The 18,228-nt window shown below is 70.2% G+C and carries 6 protein-coding genes; all 6 read left to right on the top strand.

Features of this window, described 5'->3' with window-relative positions:
• The 6 genes from AB0M29_RS20385 to AB0M29_RS20410 all read left to right on the top strand — a co-directional run bounded on the left by AB0M29_RS20385 (position 1) and on the right by AB0M29_RS20410 (position 18,172).
• Positions 1-5,460 carry a hypothetical protein gene (locus AB0M29_RS20385; RefSeq protein ID WP_365384390.1) on the top strand — a complete coding sequence of 1,820 codons (5,460 nt, stop codon included), beginning with the start codon at positions 1-3 and terminating at the stop codon, positions 5,458-5,460.
• Positions 5,457-6,836, top strand: a complete 1,380-nt coding sequence (locus tag AB0M29_RS20390) for a DUF262 domain-containing protein (protein ID WP_365384391.1) — start codon at positions 5,457-5,459, stop codon at positions 6,834-6,836. The genes AB0M29_RS20385 and AB0M29_RS20390 overlap by 4 nt, the downstream gene beginning before the upstream one ends.
• A complete protein-coding gene (locus AB0M29_RS20395) occupies positions 6,833-8,029 on the top strand; it encodes a DUF3696 domain-containing protein (protein ID WP_365384393.1) in 1,197 nt (398 codons plus the stop codon). Before AB0M29_RS20390 ends, AB0M29_RS20395 begins: the two co-directional genes overlap by 4 nt.
• A gap of 58 nt (positions 8,030-8,087) precedes the next feature.
• Positions 8,088-9,029 (top strand): hypothetical protein, encoded by a 942-nt coding sequence (locus tag AB0M29_RS20400; RefSeq protein WP_365384395.1) that lies wholly within the window; start codon positions 8,088-8,090, stop codon positions 9,027-9,029.
• Positions 9,030-9,134: 105 nt separating this feature from the next.
• Positions 9,135-15,893: a DEAD/DEAH box helicase gene (locus AB0M29_RS20405; protein ID WP_365384397.1), complete on the top strand. Its 6,759-nt coding sequence runs from the start codon at positions 9,135-9,137 to the stop codon at positions 15,891-15,893.
• Positions 15,890-18,172: a UvrD-helicase domain-containing protein gene (locus AB0M29_RS20410; RefSeq protein ID WP_365384399.1), complete on the top strand. Its 2,283-nt coding sequence runs from the start codon at positions 15,890-15,892 to the stop codon at positions 18,170-18,172. The genes AB0M29_RS20405 and AB0M29_RS20410 overlap by 4 nt, the downstream gene beginning before the upstream one ends.
• Positions 18,173-18,228: the final 56 nt, after the last annotated feature.

The raw sequence follows: 18,228 nt of genomic DNA on the forward strand, positions 1-18,228 counted from the left end.
GTGACGTACGACTCGCTGGTCAACTATGGCGACTACCTCTCCGCCCACTACCTCGCCGAGATCCTCCCCAAGGACCTCAAGGCCAAGGACGGCCTCCTCGCCCGCTGGGCCGCTCTCGAGGAAGCGGAGCGCCGCCGGTACGCCGACGCCGTCGCCGAGGCGAAGCGGCAGGGGCTCGGCGCGGACACCGTGCCCCCCCGTGCCCGTACCCCCCGCGAGGGCCTGCGCGCCCTGAGCGGCCCCTACTTCGCCGGCCGCGCCACCCTCGCTCAGGACGCCGAACGGCTCGCCCAACCCGGTGCGAGTGCCCCCGCCGGGTGGCGCAAGCGTGTCACCGAACTCCACCTCGACACCCTGCACGCCCTCGGCTACACCGCCGCCCACGAGCAGAGCGTCACCCTCCACCGCGCCGACCGCGCGTACACAGTCCAGGTCGCCCACGCGGAGCCCGGTCTGTACGCCGTCTCCTGCGGCTGGACCACCGGGCCCGACGCTGCCCTCGACCCGGACGACGCCGGCCGACTGCTGCACCCCGTGAGCCTGGAGGCGTCGGCGCCCCTGGAAGACGCCAAGGCCCTTACCGACTTCCTCTTCGCCTGCGACACCCCGCCGCGTTACGTCCTCCTCCTCGTCGGCGGCGTCATCGTCCTCGCAGACCGCCTCGCCTGGCCCGAAGGCCGCTACCTCGCCGCCGCACTCGACGCCGCCCTCAACCGGCGCGACGACCGGCACGGCGGCGAACTCGACACGCTGGCAGCGCTGTTCGGCGCCGACGCGCTGCGCGTCCCCGCCGAAGGCGGTACGGCCCCACTCGCCGGATTCGTCGACAAGTCCGGCAAGCACGCCGTCGGCGTCTCCACCGAGCTGCGTGAGGGCCTGCGGCTGAGCGTCGAGTGGATCGCCAACGCAGTCCTGGAGCGCCTACGCGACCCGGAGAACGGCATCGCGCCCGCCGACCTCGACGACCCCGCCCGTCTCGCCAAGGAACTCAGCCGCGAGGCGCTGCGCTACCTCTACCGCATCCTCTTCCTGCTGTACGCGGAGGCCAGCCCCGCCTTGGGGATCCTCCCCGCCGACTACCCCGAGTACCAGCAGGGCTACGGCCTCCAGCGGCTCGGCGACCTCGTCCTGCGCGACCTCGTCGGCGAGCGCTCTCGGCGCGGCTTCCACCTCTACGAATCGCTCGACCTGCTCTTCGAGAAGGTCGAGAAGGGCCACCGCCGCTACGGCACGGAACCCGAGGACCTTGCCGCCGAAGCCGCCGCCCGCGCCGCCGCCGCGGCCGAACACGAGGCCGCGGAGTTGCTCGCCGCCGGCACCATCACGCAGGCTGAGTACACCGAGCGCATCCGTGAGGCCGACCGCGCCCGCCGCGCCGCCGCCCGCAGCACCAGCGAGGGACTGCGCTTCGAGGCACTGCGCTCCGAGCTCTTCACCAAGGAAACCGTCCGCCTCATCTCGGACGACCAGATCGAGAACCCAGCGTACGAAGGCGGCGAGGGCGAGCGGCGCCTCCCCTACCTCGACACCCGGCTGCGCAACGAGACCCTGCACAAGGTGCTGCGCCGACTGATGCTCACCCAGGCACGCGGCCGCGAGCGCGGCGGATTCATCTCGTACGCCCAACTCGGCATTAACCAGCTCGGCGCGGTGTACGAGGGCCTGATGTCCTACACCGGCTCCCTCGCCAAGGAGGACCTCTACGAGGTCGCCAAGGGCGGTGACCCCTCTGGCGGCAGCTGGACCATCCCCGCCTCCCGTGTCCAGGACTACCCGGACGAGGTCTTCGTCCAGCGGACCGACCCGGAGACCGGCCGCCGCGAACGGGTCGTCCACCCCGAGGGCACCTTCGTCTACCGACTGGCTGGCCGCGACCGGCAGACGTCGGCGTCCTACTACACCCCGAAGTCCCTCACCGAGGTCACCGTAGAACTCGCCCTCAAGCACCGGCTCGACCAGGACGGCACCGGCACCGCCGCTAGGGAGCTCCTGGAGTGGAAGATCTGCGAACCCGCCCTCGGCTCCGGCGCGTTCCTCAACGAGGCCATCGACCAGGTCGCCGCCGAGTACCTACGGCGCCGTGAACGCGAACTGGGCCGCCGGGTGGACCCCGAACTGCGACAGGTCGAGCTACAGAAGGCCAAGGCGTACATCGCCCTGCACAACGCGTACGGCGTCGACCTCAATGCCACCGCGGTGGAGCTGGCGGAGGTATCTCTCTGGCTCAACTCCATGCACCCCGGCATGCGCGCCCCCTGGTTCGGCCTCCACCTGCGCCGCGGCAACTCCCTCATTGGCGCCGCCCGCAAGGTCTACCGCGCCGACGCCCTGACCGGCGGCGGATGGCTGGCGAGGACGAACACCCTGCCGCCGACTGACCTCCCCTTCCGCGCCGGCCCGCTCCCCGAGGGCGCCGTGCACCAGTTCCTGCTGCCCGCGATCGGCTGGGGCGCGGTCGCCGGCGAACCGGAGGCGAAGAAGCTCGCACCAGACATGGCCAAGGCCCTCGGCGCGTGGCGCAAGCGCGTCCAGAAGCCGCCGACGGGCCCGAAGCCGTTCCAGGAGCGCGGCGACGAGCAGGCGGAGGCGCGGCAGAAGCGTTACGACCGGTGGCACCGGTCCGCCGCCAAGACGGAGCTGCACCGCCTGCAGGGCGTGGCCAGGCGGGTGGAGTTCCTGTGGTCCCTCGTTGCCACCCGCCTCGAACTCTCCGAGCAGGTGGTCGCCCGCCGCATTGACGTATGGGGCGCGGACTGGCTGGAGCAGTCCGAAGAGGCCGAGGACAGGCAGGAGGTGCTCGACCGCCTGACCCGCCTCGGCACGCCGTACTGGCGCCTCAAAACGGTGATGGACGCGTGGTGCGCGCTGTGGTTCTGGCCGCTGGACAAAGTGGCCGAACTCGACGGCACGGCCCCGGCGTACGAGGCGGGCTCCGTGGCCATCGCTGACGTGCCGCCGCCCCCGCCCGCCCCCGCTGTGGGCGACCAGCGGTGGCGGGTCGCCGGCCTCTTCGACGACCCGGACGGCGAGCAGCAGGAGCTGGACACGCCCGACGAGCCGGAGGCCGGGCGCCGTCGACCCTCGTCGCGCCCGCTGGAGCGGAGGACGATCCCGCTCCAGAGCTTCGGCGACTGGCTGGACTTCCTGGAAGCCGTCCTGGGCAAGGTGGACATGCCCGCGGACTCCCTGCTCTCCGGCATCGACAACCTTCCCCCGGAGGAAGCGCTTGACCTGCTGGCCGACGTGGAGGACCGATTGGAGGGCTTCCTCGGCATGCAGCCGGCCGCACTGCTGCCGTTCCGTCACCCGTGGCTGGACACGGTGGAGGCGATCGCCGGCTCGACGGAGCGGGACATAAAGGCGGAAGATGGCCACGGCTTCTTCCACTGGGAGCTGCACTTCGCGCACGTCTTCCGCAGCCGGTCGGGCGGCTTCGACCTCCAGGTGGGGAACCCGCCGTGGGTGCGGCCGGACTGGAACGAGAGCGTGGCGTTGGCGGAGTTCGACCCGTGGTTCCAGCTGGAGGAAAAGCCGCAAGCCACCGCGCGGAAGGAACGCAAAGGCGCGATTGTGGCGAACGCTGTCGACCGCACGCAGTATCTGCGCGACATGACGACGACGACTTGCGTGGCTGAGATTCTGGGCAGCTCTGCGACGTATCCGCTGATCTCGGGGACACGCCCGGACCTCTACCGCGCGTTCATGTGCCGGACCTGGGAGCACATGGCCGAGCACGGCACGATCGGCCTGGTCCACCCAGACACACACTTCAGTGGCGACAAGGAAGGGCGGCTACGCGAGGCCGCGTACGCTCGACTGCGCATCCACGGCGACTTCGTGAACTCAGGCAACAGGTTCTTCCCGCCCCCTGTCGGCAGGTCCAGCCACTTCGGTGTGCACGTCTACGGTCAGCCTGGCGAGATCGGCTTCGACCATCTGTCCTGGCTCTTCTCGGTGGACGCCTTGCGCCTGTCGGAGGACGACGACGGAACGGCCCCCGACCCGGGCGTCCGCTACGGCGACAGTTGGGACGAGCGACCGCACCACAAGCGGATCGTGCGTGTGGACGAGGCGACGCTGTCCCGGTGGCAGAAGCTCACGGGCGACGAGACACAGCCCGTACGCCAGGCCCGGTTGCTGTCCCCAGTGAGTACGGCCGAGGCGCAGGCGATCGAGGCGCTTGCAGAGTACCCGCTACGGCTCGGGGTGTATGAGCCACAGATCAGCAGCGGGTACAACGAGAAGACCGCGAAGGATGACGACCTCATCGGCTACAACAAGCCGGACGACATGGGCGTGACCTGGAGGCCCGCCGACTGGTCGGAGGTGATCCTCAAGGGCCCGCAGATCGGCCTGGCCAACCCGATGTTCAAACAGCCCAGCCAAGGCGCTGGCGAGGTCCTGGGACTCAACCCAATGACGCTGGCAGACGACGCAGTGCCGGAGTCCGAGTACGTGTACGTCGCGGAGCCCAACGTTTACCGGGCCGAGCAGGACAAGTGGAGCGACGGCAGGACGCTGGGCCAGCTCAAGGCGTCGGAGCGCGAGGTGGCGCGAGCGCGAACAGTTGCCGCTGGACGGTTCGGCCTGACGCCCGCCCACGTCACAGAAGAGCAGGTGGAGGCGGAGTTGCTGCGGCGGCTACGGCGACCGTTCACGGAGTTCTACCGGGTGGCGTGGCGCAAGATGATCGCACCCGATACGGAAAGGGCGCTCTACACAGCCTTGTTGCCCCCTGGGGCCGCGCACGTCGATGCGCTGCGCAGCGCAGCTTTGCCCAACAATCGCAGTACAGCGCTGCTGGCTGGGTTCTGGGCGTCCCTCCCAGTGGACTATTTGCTTCGCACAGTCCGCGTGAGAAATCTCGATGTGACCCCCGCCAAGCGTCTGCCCGCGCCCACGGTCGACAACCCGCTTGCCTCGGCCCTCCTTCTGCGCACGTTGCGGCTCAACTGCTTGACCTCCGCCTACGCCGAGCTGTGGGAAGAGCTATACGAGCCCACGTGGGCAGGCTACGAACCGTGGGCGGTGGAATGGCCGGACCTGCGGCCTCTCCACGAGGTCGGGCCCACATGGGACCGGGCAACCCCGCTGCGGACCGAGCGAGCGCGACGAGCCGCCCTCGTGGAAATCGACTCCTTGGTCGCCGTCTGGCTCGGTGTGAGCGCGGACGCCCTCGTCGCCATGTACAAGTCCCGCTTCCCGATCATGCAGGACTTCGACGCCGTGACGTGGTTCGACGCGAGCGAACGCAAGATCGCCGGCGATCGCTACACGTACGGTTTCGGCCAGACCAAAGACCACTACGAACACCTCCTCGCCTACCAGAGCAAGCAGCGCACTGACCCCCCCGAGGGCTACATCGCCCCCTTCTTCAAGGCCGACCGTGAGAAGGAGATGCGCGAGGCCCACGCCTACTTCTCCGCGCGCCTCCAAGACGCCTCAGCCAAGGAGCGGTGAACGCCACCAGCCCGGGCGCCGCCTCCCTGACAGGGTGCGACCCCCTCTATACGCTGGTGGGGCAGAGCATCGGGCGGCGACGGAGGGCGACGGGCGACATGGCGGATGCGGAGAGCGGCAGCCCGGGTGCCGGGCGGCGCGAACCGCCGGGGGCCCGGGGGTACGCCACGCCGGAGGACGTCGGGGAGGAGCACGATCCGTTCTCGCTGGGGGTGCCGCTGGAGATCGGCCCCGACGGCCGGCCGACCGGCGTGGAGTTGGAGTTGCCCTCCGACGACGAGGATGATCAGGGAGACCCCCCCGACGACGTCGATGGCGCTCCGTTCCGGCCCGAGGAGATCAGGATCCACACGGAGACCACCACCGTGGACCTGCTGCTCTCCCGGTTGCGGGAGGAAATGATCGACCTGAAGCCGGACTTCCAGCGCCGGGTGGGGGTCTGGGATGATGTCAGGCAGAGTCGGCTCATCGAGTCGCTGCTGCTGCGTATCCCGATCTCCAACTTCCACATGGCCCAGATGGACGACGACAGGTGGGCAGTGGTGGACGGTGTGCAGCGGCTCACCGCCATCGCCCGCTTCATGGAGCCCGGCCTCACCGGCCTCGGTCCGCTGGCCCTCCGGGGTCTGGACTACCTGTGGGGGTCCAACGGCAGCACCTACCAGGACCTGGCCGGACGGATGAAGATCAGGCTGCGGGAGTCTCAGCTCACGGTCCACATCATCGAGCAGGGCACCCCGGAGAGCGTCAAGTACAACGTGTTCTCCCGGATCAACACCGGCGGTGTACCGCTAACGGCGCAGGAGCTGCGGCACGCGCTGGTGGCCGGGCCGGTCCGAGCGTTCCTCGCAGACTTGGCCGAAGACCCGTCTTTCGGCCTGGCTACCCAATGGAGTGTGTCCAGCGAGCGGATGGCCGATCGGGAGCTCGTGCTGCGCTTCCTCGCCTTCCGGCTGACCAACCCGACCGAGTACGCAGAGAAGGACTTTGCCAGCTTCCTCACCGCAGCGATGTACCGGGTTAACGCGCTCGACGAGGAGCAGCGGAAGCAGCTGATCCATGAGTTCCGGCTGGCCATGGGCTGCGCGAGCTTCCTCTTCGGTAAGCAAGCCTTCCGGAAGCGGCGTGATGGGCCGGGCCGTTCTCCCATCAACAAGGCGCTGTTCGAGACGATCGCCGTCAATCTCGCGCTACTTGACCCCGAGGAGATTGGCAGGCTGATAGCGTCTCAGGACATCTTGCTTGACCGGTTCGGTGAACTGCAGCAGGACTGGGACTTCGACCGGTCGATCTCTATCGGCACGGGCGACCCAGCGAAGGTCCGTACGCGATTCCAGTACATGGCACGGTTGTTCCGGGGGGTAGCAGAGCAGTGATCGACCGTCTGACGCTGCGCAACTTCAAGGCGTTCCGCGAAGCGTCTTTACCGCTAGGCCCGCTTACCCTCCTCACCGGACTCAACTCGTCCGGCAAGAGCAGCGTGCTCCAGGCCCTTGCGCTGCTGCGGCAGTCGTATGAGGCGGGGGATCTCGAAGTCTCGGACTATTTGTCTAGGGCGCGACAGTCTGGGGTGATCCGCGTTCCCGACCAGGGTTTCCTACTCAACGGCGAACTCGTCGGCTTGGGAACGGGAGAGGACGTCCTGCATGAGGACTTCGCCGAGGACGAGCCGCAGATCGGCCTCGCCATTGACGAGGGACCGTACCACTACCGCTGGAACGTGAGGTACGAGGCCGAGCAGAACTTGCTGCCGTTGATGACCGTGGACCTGCCGTTCTCCTCGGAGGGCAGTCACCGACCAGCTGGACCTGAATCCTTGGCCCCGTCCTTCCTCACCGATCCCCAGCACTTCCAGTACTTGCACGCGGACCGCATCTCGCCCGCCGAGTTCTACCCGCGTGACCACCAGGCGGCTATCGGCCGGGGCTTCCTCGGTGTGCGCGGAGAGCATACCGTCAACTTCCTCCGACATCACGCCGAAAGAGGCACGACGATCCCCGCGGGCCCGATGCGTCATCCGCGTGCCTCGTCCGATCTCCTGCTCGACCAGACCGCTGCCTGGATGGGCGATCTGTGCCCTGGAGTGGACATCGAGGCAGTGGCGATCGAGGGCACCGACGCCGTACGCCTCTCGTACGGCTTCCAGGGCACTCTCGGCGCCACCCGGCGCCGCCGCCCCAGTCACGTCGGCTTCGGTCTCACCTACGTTCTACCGGTCGTCGTGGCCTGCCTGACAGCCCGCCCCGGCTCCCTTGTCCTGCTTGAGAACCCGGAGGCGCACCTGCATCCGCAAGGCCAGACGCAGATGGCCGCGCTGGCCGCGGCTGCTGCCGCGCAGGGCGCCCAGGTCATCATGGAGACGCACAGCGACCACGTGATCAACGGCGTTCGGCTCGCAGTGAAGCAGGGGCGCCTCACTCCCGAGCAAGCGGTGTTCCACTACTTCCGCGGCGACGGCACCGGGACGGAAGTCGTCACGCCGCGGATCGACGCGGACGGCATGCTCGACCAGTGGCCTTCCGGGTTCTTCGACGAGCTGGAAAACACGCTCGACCAGCTCATCGGCTGACATTACCGGCCTGCCTGGGGAGGCAGGGCGAGGCGCACACCATCGCGGAGGGGGAGACGTGCCGCAGCTGTTCCTGAACGAGAAGTCCTGCGAGACGAGCGCCGATCCGGAGCGGGTCAACCGTGCCATGACCGAGCTCGCCAGGGCCGTCGTCGCCGTCGCGAGGGTGGACCGGTCCGGCACCGTGCTCGTGGCTCAGGAGCCCATCACCGCGTTACATCTGGCCCAGGGCCACCCCATCGGCAGGTGGATCGGCACCCCGGCGGCCAGGGACCTGTGGAAGCGGCTACTGGTCATGCAGACCAAGTACCCGCACGCGGCCGTCTACCCCGACGGCGAGACCTACTCCGAGGTCGACTACCGCCACGAGGGCGACTCCGTGGTCGGGCTGGGCGCCGCGCACCTGATGGGCGGCATTGGCGTCTCCCTGCCACTGAAGCCGTGCTGGGACCTGGACCGGCTGGCCCTCGAACGGGAGGAGTTGCTGGAGGACCCGGAGGGTGCTTCCGCATGCACCGCGGTCGAGGTCATGCACGCCGCCACCCGCGAGCACGTCGATACGCACCTGCCGTGGATCAGACGTGGTACGGACGCCGGCCGGCAGCAAGCCGTAGAGCGTCTGCGATCCGGCGCTGAGCTGTGGAGCCTACGCGCGAACCTCTTCCCGCTGCTACAGTTCACGCGGCTGTCCGAAGAGCACTTCACCGCACTGCCCGAGGTGTGGGTGCGCCCAGTGGGCGAACGGCTCGGCGAGTTGCAGGACGCGGTCAGCGACTGGGACCCGGAGTTGCGACCCATCGCACCCCTGTGGCGTTCCTACGTGCGGACCGAGTTCGAGTCCCGTAGGCGCGACTGCTGGTTCGAGGACGACGACGGTGAGAGCCGTTTGTTCGACTGGCACTGCGAGTTCCTGCCGAAACCGGGCCGTATGCACTTCCGGCTGATCCACGAGGAGCGCACCCTGCGCATCGCCTACGTCGGACGCAAGCGCGGCGTGTGATCCGGACCGGAGCAGCCCCGCCGTCACCGCTACCGTAGGCGGTGAACGGGCGCCCCGACCTGCCCGGCTCCCGCCAGGAGCACTAGCACCTAGGAGGTCCCGCGCGTGCGTCCCACTCTCGCCGCAGAGCAGGTACGGGCCAGCCTGAGCCAGTACCTCGCGACGACGTACGCGCTGGCTGACGAGAGCACGCGGCGGGCGCTGGAGAACTTCCTCGGGGACGCCGACGACGGGATCTTCCGCGGGCCCTACCTGCGTATTCGTACCCCCTTCCCCAGGGCCGTCGGGGCGGACTGGAAGCGGCACCTGAGCTGGCACCCACACCTGACGCCATACCGGCACCAGGAGCTGGCTTGGGAGCGGCTGTCCACACTGCACGGGCCGGCGCGACCCACGCTCGTCACCACGGGAACCGGGTCGGGCAAGACAGAGGCCTTCTTGATTCCGCTGCTCGACCACTGCCTGCGGGAGCGCCTGGCAGGACGGGAGGGCGTCAAAGCGGTGCTGCTCTACCCGATGAACGCGCTCGCCACCGACCAGGCGCAGCGCATCGGCAAGCGACTCAGCGACCCGAAGGACACCCGGCTGCGGGACGCGGGCGTGCGGGCGGCGCTCTACATCGGCGACACGCCGTCGCAGGAGTTCAAGCGGGCCAACCCGGCGGTCGCCCTGGATCGGGAGGAGATCCGGCGTACTCGGCCGGACATCCTGATCACCAACTACAAGATGCTCGACCTGCTGCTGCAGCGACCCGAGGACCAGCCGCTGTGGCAGGACCCGGCCCTCGCGTTCGTGGTCCTGGACGAATTCCACACCTACGACGGGGCCCAGGGCACGGACGTGGCCATGCTGCTGCGGCGGCTCGGGTCAGTGACCAGGCTTGCCGAGCCCGGCCGGCCGCTCGGGCCGATCTGCCCGGTCGCCACGTCGGCCACCCTCGGGGCCAGCGGCGCCGATGACGAGGCGGGGATGCGTGAGGTCGCCGAGCAGGTCTTCGGCGTGCCCTTCCCGGCGGACTCGGTCGTCGGCGAGGACAGACGCTCCGCCAAGGACTTCACCGGCGAGAGCGACTTCACCCTGCCCTTCCCCTCCCCGCAGGAGGTCCTGGCGCTGGGCGACCCCACCCGGGACCGAGACGCCATGGACGCCCTCGTCACCGCCTTCACCAAGCTGAGCGGGCCGACACCCGAGGAGCTGGGAGGCGTACTGCGCCGGCACCGGCTCACCGCCGCCGTGCTGGAGATCCTCGACGGCGCCCCCAAGACCCTCGCCGAGATCACCGAGGTGCTGCCGCGGTATGCCTACCACTGGGGCGCGGACGTGCAGCAGCGGCCGCGGGTGGCCGCGCTGGCACTCGCCCGGTACATCGCGCTGCTGTCGTACGCCCGCAACCGCGACGACCCCGGGCAGCCGCTGCTGTCCATCGAGGTCCACCACTGGGTGCGGTCGGTCACCCGCGTGCTGCGCGGGGTCAGCGCGGCCCGCGCCGAATTCCGCTGGGACGACGAACGGGTGCCAGCCGGCGGCCGGTTGAGCGACCGTGAACTCGCCGCCCGGCCCTTCCCGTACGACGGCGAGGGCCCCGCCGTACCCCTGGACGCCGCCGAGCAGCCCCCCGTACCAGCCGACGACAGCGCCACGCCGCCCGCGGACGTCTTCCTGCCCGCCGTGTTCTGCCGCGAATGCGGGCGCTCCGGCTGGGCTGCGTACTCTCCGGAGATCGACCCGGCCGACCTCGACCTGACCGCGACGAGGATTCGCCGCGCCTCCGTGAGTCGCGACAAGCGCAGGGTGCGCAACATGATCGCCGCCACCCCGCATGAAGCGCACGAGGCGGCCTTGGGCCCCGGGGCGGAACGCCGTCGCGGAGGGCCGGTCGTCATGGTCCTTGAGGGCAGCCGCGGGCGGCTGCGGCCCTTGTCGCCGGAGAACGACTTTGGCGGCGGGCCCGGTCGGCCGGGCCCTGGCCACGACGCCGCCTTCGTGCACGTCGACCTCGACGGCGACCGCGCCGCGGAACGCGACCAGTGCCCCGCCTGCCGCACCTTCAACTCCATCCGCTACCTCGGCACCGGTCTGGCCGCGCTCGCCGCCGCCTCCATCACCCAGCTCTTCACCGGCGGCGAGCTGGACAAGACGCTGCACGAGAACAAGACCCTGCTCTTCAACGACTCCGTCCAGGACGCCGCCCACCGCGCTGGATACGTCGCCAGCCGCTCGTACACCTTCTCGCTGCGCGCACTGCTCGCCAGCCGCATCGACGAGGACGAGCCGACCACCCTCAACGACCTGGCCGCCGACCTGATCGCGGACGTCGTCGACAGCACGGAGGTGCAGGCCGCCGTCATCCCGCCGGACCTGCACATGGTCCGCGGCGTTGACACCCTACTGTCCGGCCGCAGCCGCGGGTCCCGGGCCACCTGGGAGCTGATCGCGCAACGCCTGGCGTTCGCCACCGTCATGGAGTTCGGGCTGCGGTCCCGGCAGGGACGCACCCTGGAGTTCACCCGTACCGTCGCCGCCGACGTGCCCATCGAGGACCCGGACGCCGTTGCGGACCTCGTACGGGAACTGCTGCTCACCACGCCGGGGGAGATCGCCCTGCCCGACGGGTCCGCGCCGGGGCCCGACGAGTACCTCGGCTTCGTGAAGGGCCTGCTGGAGCGGCTGCGCACCCGGGGCGCCGTCCGGCACGCCTGGCTGGACCCCTGGCTCGACCAGGCGGGGGTGCGGCGGTGGGCGATCTGGGGCGGGCGGGCGACCGGCATGCCGGCCTTCCCGCGCGGGCTGTCCGCACCCGCCTTCCTCCTCGGCTCGCCCAAGCAGGGCAGCGAGGACTTCGACGTGCTCAGTGGCCGGCTCGGCTGGTACCAGGACTGGGTGGTACGCGCCCTCGGCCTGCCCCCGGAGGCCGCGGGCGGTTTCCTCGCCCGCCTGCTGCCCGCGCTCGCCGACATGGGCGCCCTCTCCGTACGCACCGCGCTGGATGGCGCCACCCGCGTCTACGGGCTGCAACCCGGCCACATCCAGGTCCGCAAGCTCGCCGACGAGGTTCTGCCCCACGCCACCGCGCACTGCCCGCGCTGCTTTTGGGAGCAGACCGTCCACCCCGACCTCGCCGACCTGTGGTATAGACAGCCCTGCCCCCGCTACCGGTGCGCCGGCAGGCTCCGCACCGGCCGCGACCTGGACAGCGGCCTGAGGCAACGGGATTTCACCGACGACTTCTACCGGCGCATGTACCGAGACGCGGGCGTTTTCACCATCAACACGGCCGAGCACACCGGCGCACTCAGCCGCGCCAAGCGGGAAGCCGTCGAGAAGGCCTTCCGCGACGGCGTCGACGTCCACTACGCCAACCCGCAGGTGCTGTCCTGCACTCCCACTCTCGAACTCGGGATCGACATCGGCGACCTGTCAGCCGTCGTACTCGCCTCGCTACCGAAGGGGCCGGCCAACTACATCCAGCGCGTGGGCCGGGCCGGCCGCAGCACCGGCAACGCGTACCTGCTCACTATGGTCGACCGGGGCCCGCGCGACCGCTACTACCTCGAAGACCCCCGACTGATGATCGCCGGGGACGTGCTGCCGCCCGGCTGCTACCTGTCGGCGGCCGAGATCCTGCGCCGCCAGTACCTGGCCCACCTTCTCGACCTCGCCGCCGCCGGGCGGCTGACCGCGCCCGACGGTACGTCGCTGCGCCCGCTGCCCAGCCGGGCCACCGATTTGTTCGGGACGGCGGCCTGGCAGGCGGAGTTCGCCGAGGCCGCGCACGCCGCCGGGGAACGCCTTGTCCAGAATTTCCTCGACCTCTTCCCCCCGTACGACGAAACCCGCGGTAGCGGCGTAAGTCCGCAGGCCCGCGCCGCCCTCGTCACGTACGCGACCGATCCTGGCCCGAAAGGTCTCGGCGGCGTCCTGGACGCCGCTCGCACGCGCTGGGAGGAGCGCCGGGCCGAACTCCAGCGGCGTACCGAGGCCATCGACCAGGCCCACGGGCTGCTCGTTGCCGGCGACCCTGACCACGAGCGGCAAGGGCGCGAGCTCCGGGCCGAACGCCGGGACGTGGCGCGCCTGTCCCGCGAGATCAGCCGCACCACCGCGCACGGGGCCCTTGTCGACCTCGGTCTGCTGCCCAACTACAGCCTGATCGACACGAGCACGGAGCTGGAAGCCACCCTCACCTGGACCGAGAAGCGCGACGACGACACTCGCGAGGGCCGCCGCAGGGGCGGCGAGGACCGCATCGACGACCGGAAGGACCAGAGCAAGGCCCTCCGGCACAGCCGCCCGGCACGCTTGGCCCTCACCGAGTTCGCCCCCGGCAACCACTACTACGTCCAGGGCTACAAGCACCGTGTCACCGGCCTCGACGTCGGCAGCCCCGGCCGCCCTGCCTGGCTGTGGTGGAGGGTCTGCCCCGACTGCGGGCACATTCGCACCCACCGCGCCGAGCAGGACGCCTCGGCCTGCCCCCGCTGCTGCTCCGCCGCCATCGGCGACGTTGGCTGCCTGCACAAGGTCCTCGTACCGCACCGGGTCACCTCCCGGGACAAGCGCGACGACGTGCGCGTACGCGACGACACCGATGAGCGGGAGCGGCGGCACTACACTGTCGTCCCCGCAGTGGACATCGACGCGCGCGACGTCGAGGAGGCCTGGCAGCACTCGCACGCGACCTTCGGCTGGGAGTTCACCCGGCAGGCGAAGATCCGGCACATCAACGTCGGGGCCGTCCGGGTCGACGGCGGCACCGACACCTCCTTCGCCGGGCAGGAGGTCCGGCTCAACCCCTTCTGGGTCTGCGACGCGTGCGGCTTCGCCGACCCGGACGGCGGCCCTGCCGCCCACGACACCGGCGACCCGGCCGGGTACGGCAGGTACCACCGCCCCTGGTGCCCCAGGCGACGCGCCGGAGCCGATGCAGCCCGGCGCGGCGAGCGGCTGCTACTCGCCCACGAACTGGACACCGACGCGCTGCGCATCCTCATCCCCGCCGTCACCGCCCACACCCGGGAAAGACTCGTCTCGTTCAAGGCGCTGCTGCTCGCCGGCATCGCCCGCAGCTACGGCGGTGACCCCGACCACCTGGCCGTCCTTACCGACTCCATGCCGGAGGAAGGCGGCGAGAGCGCCCACCGCCGTCACTACCTCGTGCTGTACGACACCCTCCCCGGCGGCACTGGCTACCTGCACCGCTTCGCCGGCCAGGACGGCCTCAGGAACGTCCTCGCCGCGGCCCGTGAAGCGATCGAGACTTGCGTGTGCGTCGGGCAGGGCCGATCCGCCTGCCACCGGTGCCTGTTGCGACACGTCAGCGACAGCGAGTACGAACTGGTCTCCCGCGAGCAAGCGCTGGACATGCTCGGCGACCTGTTCGGCCGCACCGAGGACCGGTGGGAGGTCCGACCGGTCGCCACCACCCGGGACATCACCCTGGTCCACCAGGTGGAGAGCGAACTGGAGGCGCTCTTCCGGCGAGGCCTGCTGGAATGGGCCGAGCGGACCGACGAGGTCAGCGTCCGCACCGAGCTCGTGGCGGACGGCACCCGGGACACCACCTTGCGCTTCAAAGCCGCCGACGGCACCGTCCGCGGCTGGCAGATGGAGACCCAGACCCCGCTCGGCTTCACCCGGCCGGACGTGGTCTTCCGTAGCACCGGCGGTGACCGCCGGGTGGCCGTCTACCTCGACGGGTACCGCTACCACGCCAGCCCCGAGCACCCTTGCGCCGAGCAGGACGCGGCCAAGCGCACTCGGCTGCGTACGGAAGGCTGGCAGGTCTTCCAGCTCACCTGGGACGACGTGCAGGCCTGGACCGGGCAGACCGGCCCGCAGGCCGCCCCCCCGTGGCGTCCGTACCCGAATACCGCGCAGAAGACGGCCATGGACGTGCACCGGCGCATGCATGCCGGGGACACCCGTGACCTGACGCGCCTGGTGTGGGCGAATCCGGTCGAGACGCTGATCGGCTACCTCACTGACCCGGATCCTGACGTATGGCGTCGGCGCACCCAGAGCGCGCTCGCCGGCTTCGCCGCCGTCTCCGCCACAAGCAGGGCGCTGGCCGACGGGGCGGACATCGGGCGCAGGATCAGCGAATCGCTGCGCGGCCAGCGGCTGGCCGGTGGGCACGGTGCCGTCCAGGTCATGGCCACTCGTGATGCGTCAGGATGCCCGCTGACCATCGTGCTCGACCCGCGCGGGGGGCCGACCCGAGCGGTGTGGACTGCGCTGACCGTACTGGACGACCGGGCGGAGTCGGTGCGGGACGACGAGGCTGGGCACCGCAGGCGCTGGCGGGCGTGGCTGTACTGGAGCAATCTGCTCCAGTTCCTCGACGCGGGCGAGGGCGATGGGGTGCAGCTCACGACCGGCATGCTGGCCGACTTCCAGCCCCGTGAGCTGGGGGTCACCGGCGGCGTCGGATGGCTCGCATCCCAGCGGGGGGTACCGCAGCCCGCGGCGGGTGTACGGGATCCTGCCTGGGACGACACAATCGAGCTGCTGGTCGACGAGCCCGGGTTGCTCGCGCTCGCCCAGGCGCTCGCGAACCGGGACGTGCCAGTGCCGGAAGCTGGTTACGAGCTGGGGGCCGAAGCCTGGCCCGCGGAACTCGCCTGGCCCGACCGGCGCGTCGGCGTCGTACTCGCGCACCGGCCGGACCCGGGTTCGGGGCGGGACGTCGACGCGGCGGAGCGGGACAATGCGTACCGGGTGGCGGGCTGGCAGGTGCGTACCGCGACGGAATGGGACGCCGGCGAACTCGGCGAGCTGGCGGGCGGCCCCTCTGGCGGGGAGGATGGCCCCTCCCGCGCGGGGGGCGGCGGGGCGGCGAACGACCATGAGGAGTACCAGCGATGAGCGTCACGGGCGCGCCGCGGACGGGCGTCACCCTGCGCCTACTCGACAAGGCCGACAAGGAGATCATCAAGCTGGACCGTGCGGTCCTCGGGGCGTTCTACACGTTCCAGCACGACTTCCGGCGCAACCCCGAATCAGGTCGTCTCCACCTCAAGCGGCTGGAGGGACACGAACGGCTCTGGTCGGCGCGCGTCAACCGCGAGTGGCGGGCCCTGATGATCCGCCTTGGCCGCGACGACTGGCTCCTCGTCGCCGTTCAGCACCGCAGCCACGTCTACGAGAACCTCGACCGCCTCAACTACGGCATCAACTACGTCACCGGCGCCATCGAGTACGTCGACCTCCACGTCGTCGAGCAGAAGGTGCTGCGCAGTGAACCCAAGCCGCCGGCCGCCCCCGCGTCTGTACCCGCGCCGGAACCGGCCCCGGCTGCGGCTGCGGCTCCGGAAGAGCGGCTCTTCGCTGCGTACACCGATCAGCAGCTCGCCGACCTGGGCGTCGCCGCGCCCCTCATGCCGATCGTCCGCAAGCTCACCACGGACGACGAGTTGCTCGGCCTCGCCGAGTACGCTCCCCGCCACACAGGGGAGGTGCTCCTCCGGCTGCGCGACGGGGTCCCGTACGACGAGGTGATGGAGCAGGTCACCGCACCCGTCGCCGTGCCAGAGCCGGAGAAGAACCTCGACACCGACGACTGGCAGGCGGCCGTCGACCGCTCCCAGACCGTCGTCATCACCGACGACGAGTCGCTGCAGAGCATCCTGGAAGAGGGCGACTTCGGGCGTTGGAAGAACTTTCTCCACCCGACGCAGGAGAAACTGGTCCACCGGCGTTACAACGGCCCCGCACGCGTCGGGGGCGGGCCGGGGACCGGCAAGACGATCGTCGCCCTCCATCGCGTGCGCCACCTGGTGCGCAACCTCCCGCCCGGCCGCGACAAGCCCGTCCTCTTCACCACGTTCAACCGGAACCTCGCGGCGGACCTGCGGACCCGGATCCTCTCGCTCGGCGGCCCCGAGGTACTTGCCCGTGTCGACATCACCCACGTCGACCAGTTGGCCACCCGCATCGTCAACGAGGCGGACCCGGGCAACGCGAACCGGCGGATCGACGACACCGCAGCGCTCCGCGAATGGCGCGAACTTCTGGTGGAGGTGGGTGACACCCGTTGGAACGCCGAGTTCCTCAGCGACGAGTGGAACCAGGTCATCCTCGGCCAGGCCGTCACGTCCCGGAACGACTACTTCGTCGTCCGTCGGGCCGGACGGGGAGTCAGCCTCAGCCGCGCCGAGCGGGCCAAGGTGTGGCAGCTCGCCGAGCGCTTCGTCCAGCGGCTGGAGACCAAGGGACTGGAGACCCACCGCCAGGTCGCCGAGCGGGCTGCTCGGCTGGAGACCGTCCGCCGGGACAAGACCGAGAAGCGTGCCGGGGAACGTCAGGACCGCGGCGGCCTCGACAACCTCGACGTCGAGGCCGGGTCGGGCGCTTGGCTGCGCTACCGCTACCGGCACATCGTGGTCGACGAGGCCCAGGATCTCAGCGCCGCCCACTGGAAGATGCTGCGTGCCATGGTGCCGTCAGCCCCCGACGACATCTTCCTCGTCGGCGACACTCACCAGCGGATCTACGACAACCAGGTCACCCTCGGTAGCCTCGGCGTCCACATCCGCGGCCGGTCATCGCGACTAACACTCAGCTACCGTACGACCCGGGAGATCCTCCGCGAAGCCATCCGCGTCCTGGACGGCGCTGACTACGACGACCTCGACGGCGACACGGACACCCTCGCCGGGTACCGCTCCGTCCTCCACGGCCCATCCCCCTCGCTGCGCGGGGCGCGCAGCTGGGACGAGGAGATGGACCTGGTGGTGGAACAGCTGAGGGCCTGGCACGACGTACCCCGCGAATCCACGGCCATCTGCGTCCCGACAAACGACATGGTCACCCAACTCGCCGATCGCCTCGCCCGTCGCGGCATCACGGCCACGGAGATCACGCAGAACGGCCCGCGCAGCGAGCAGGGCGTCCACATCGGAACGATGTATCGCTTCAAGGGCCTGGAGTACCGCTGCCTGATTATCGCCGGAGCCTCCGAGGGACTCGTCCCGCGCGCCTCCGTCGACGCGTGGGCCCACACCGACGCGAGCCGCTACCAGCGCGAACTCCACCGCGCCCGCTCTCTGCTCTTCGTGGCGGCCACCCGCGCCCGCGACGCCCTGGCCATCACCTGGCACGGCGAGCCGAGCCGCTTCTTGGCGCCGCTGCTTCCGGCTAAGTGAGCCTGGCACGGCCTGTCGCCGCTGCTGCACAGCATCCTATGACCGTTTTTCCGTGT

Origin of the sequence: Streptomyces sp. NPDC051976 (assembly GCF_040680795.1) — a bacterium.
In the GTDB taxonomy this organism is placed as follows: Bacteria; Actinomycetota; Actinomycetes; order Streptomycetales; family Streptomycetaceae; genus Actinacidiphila.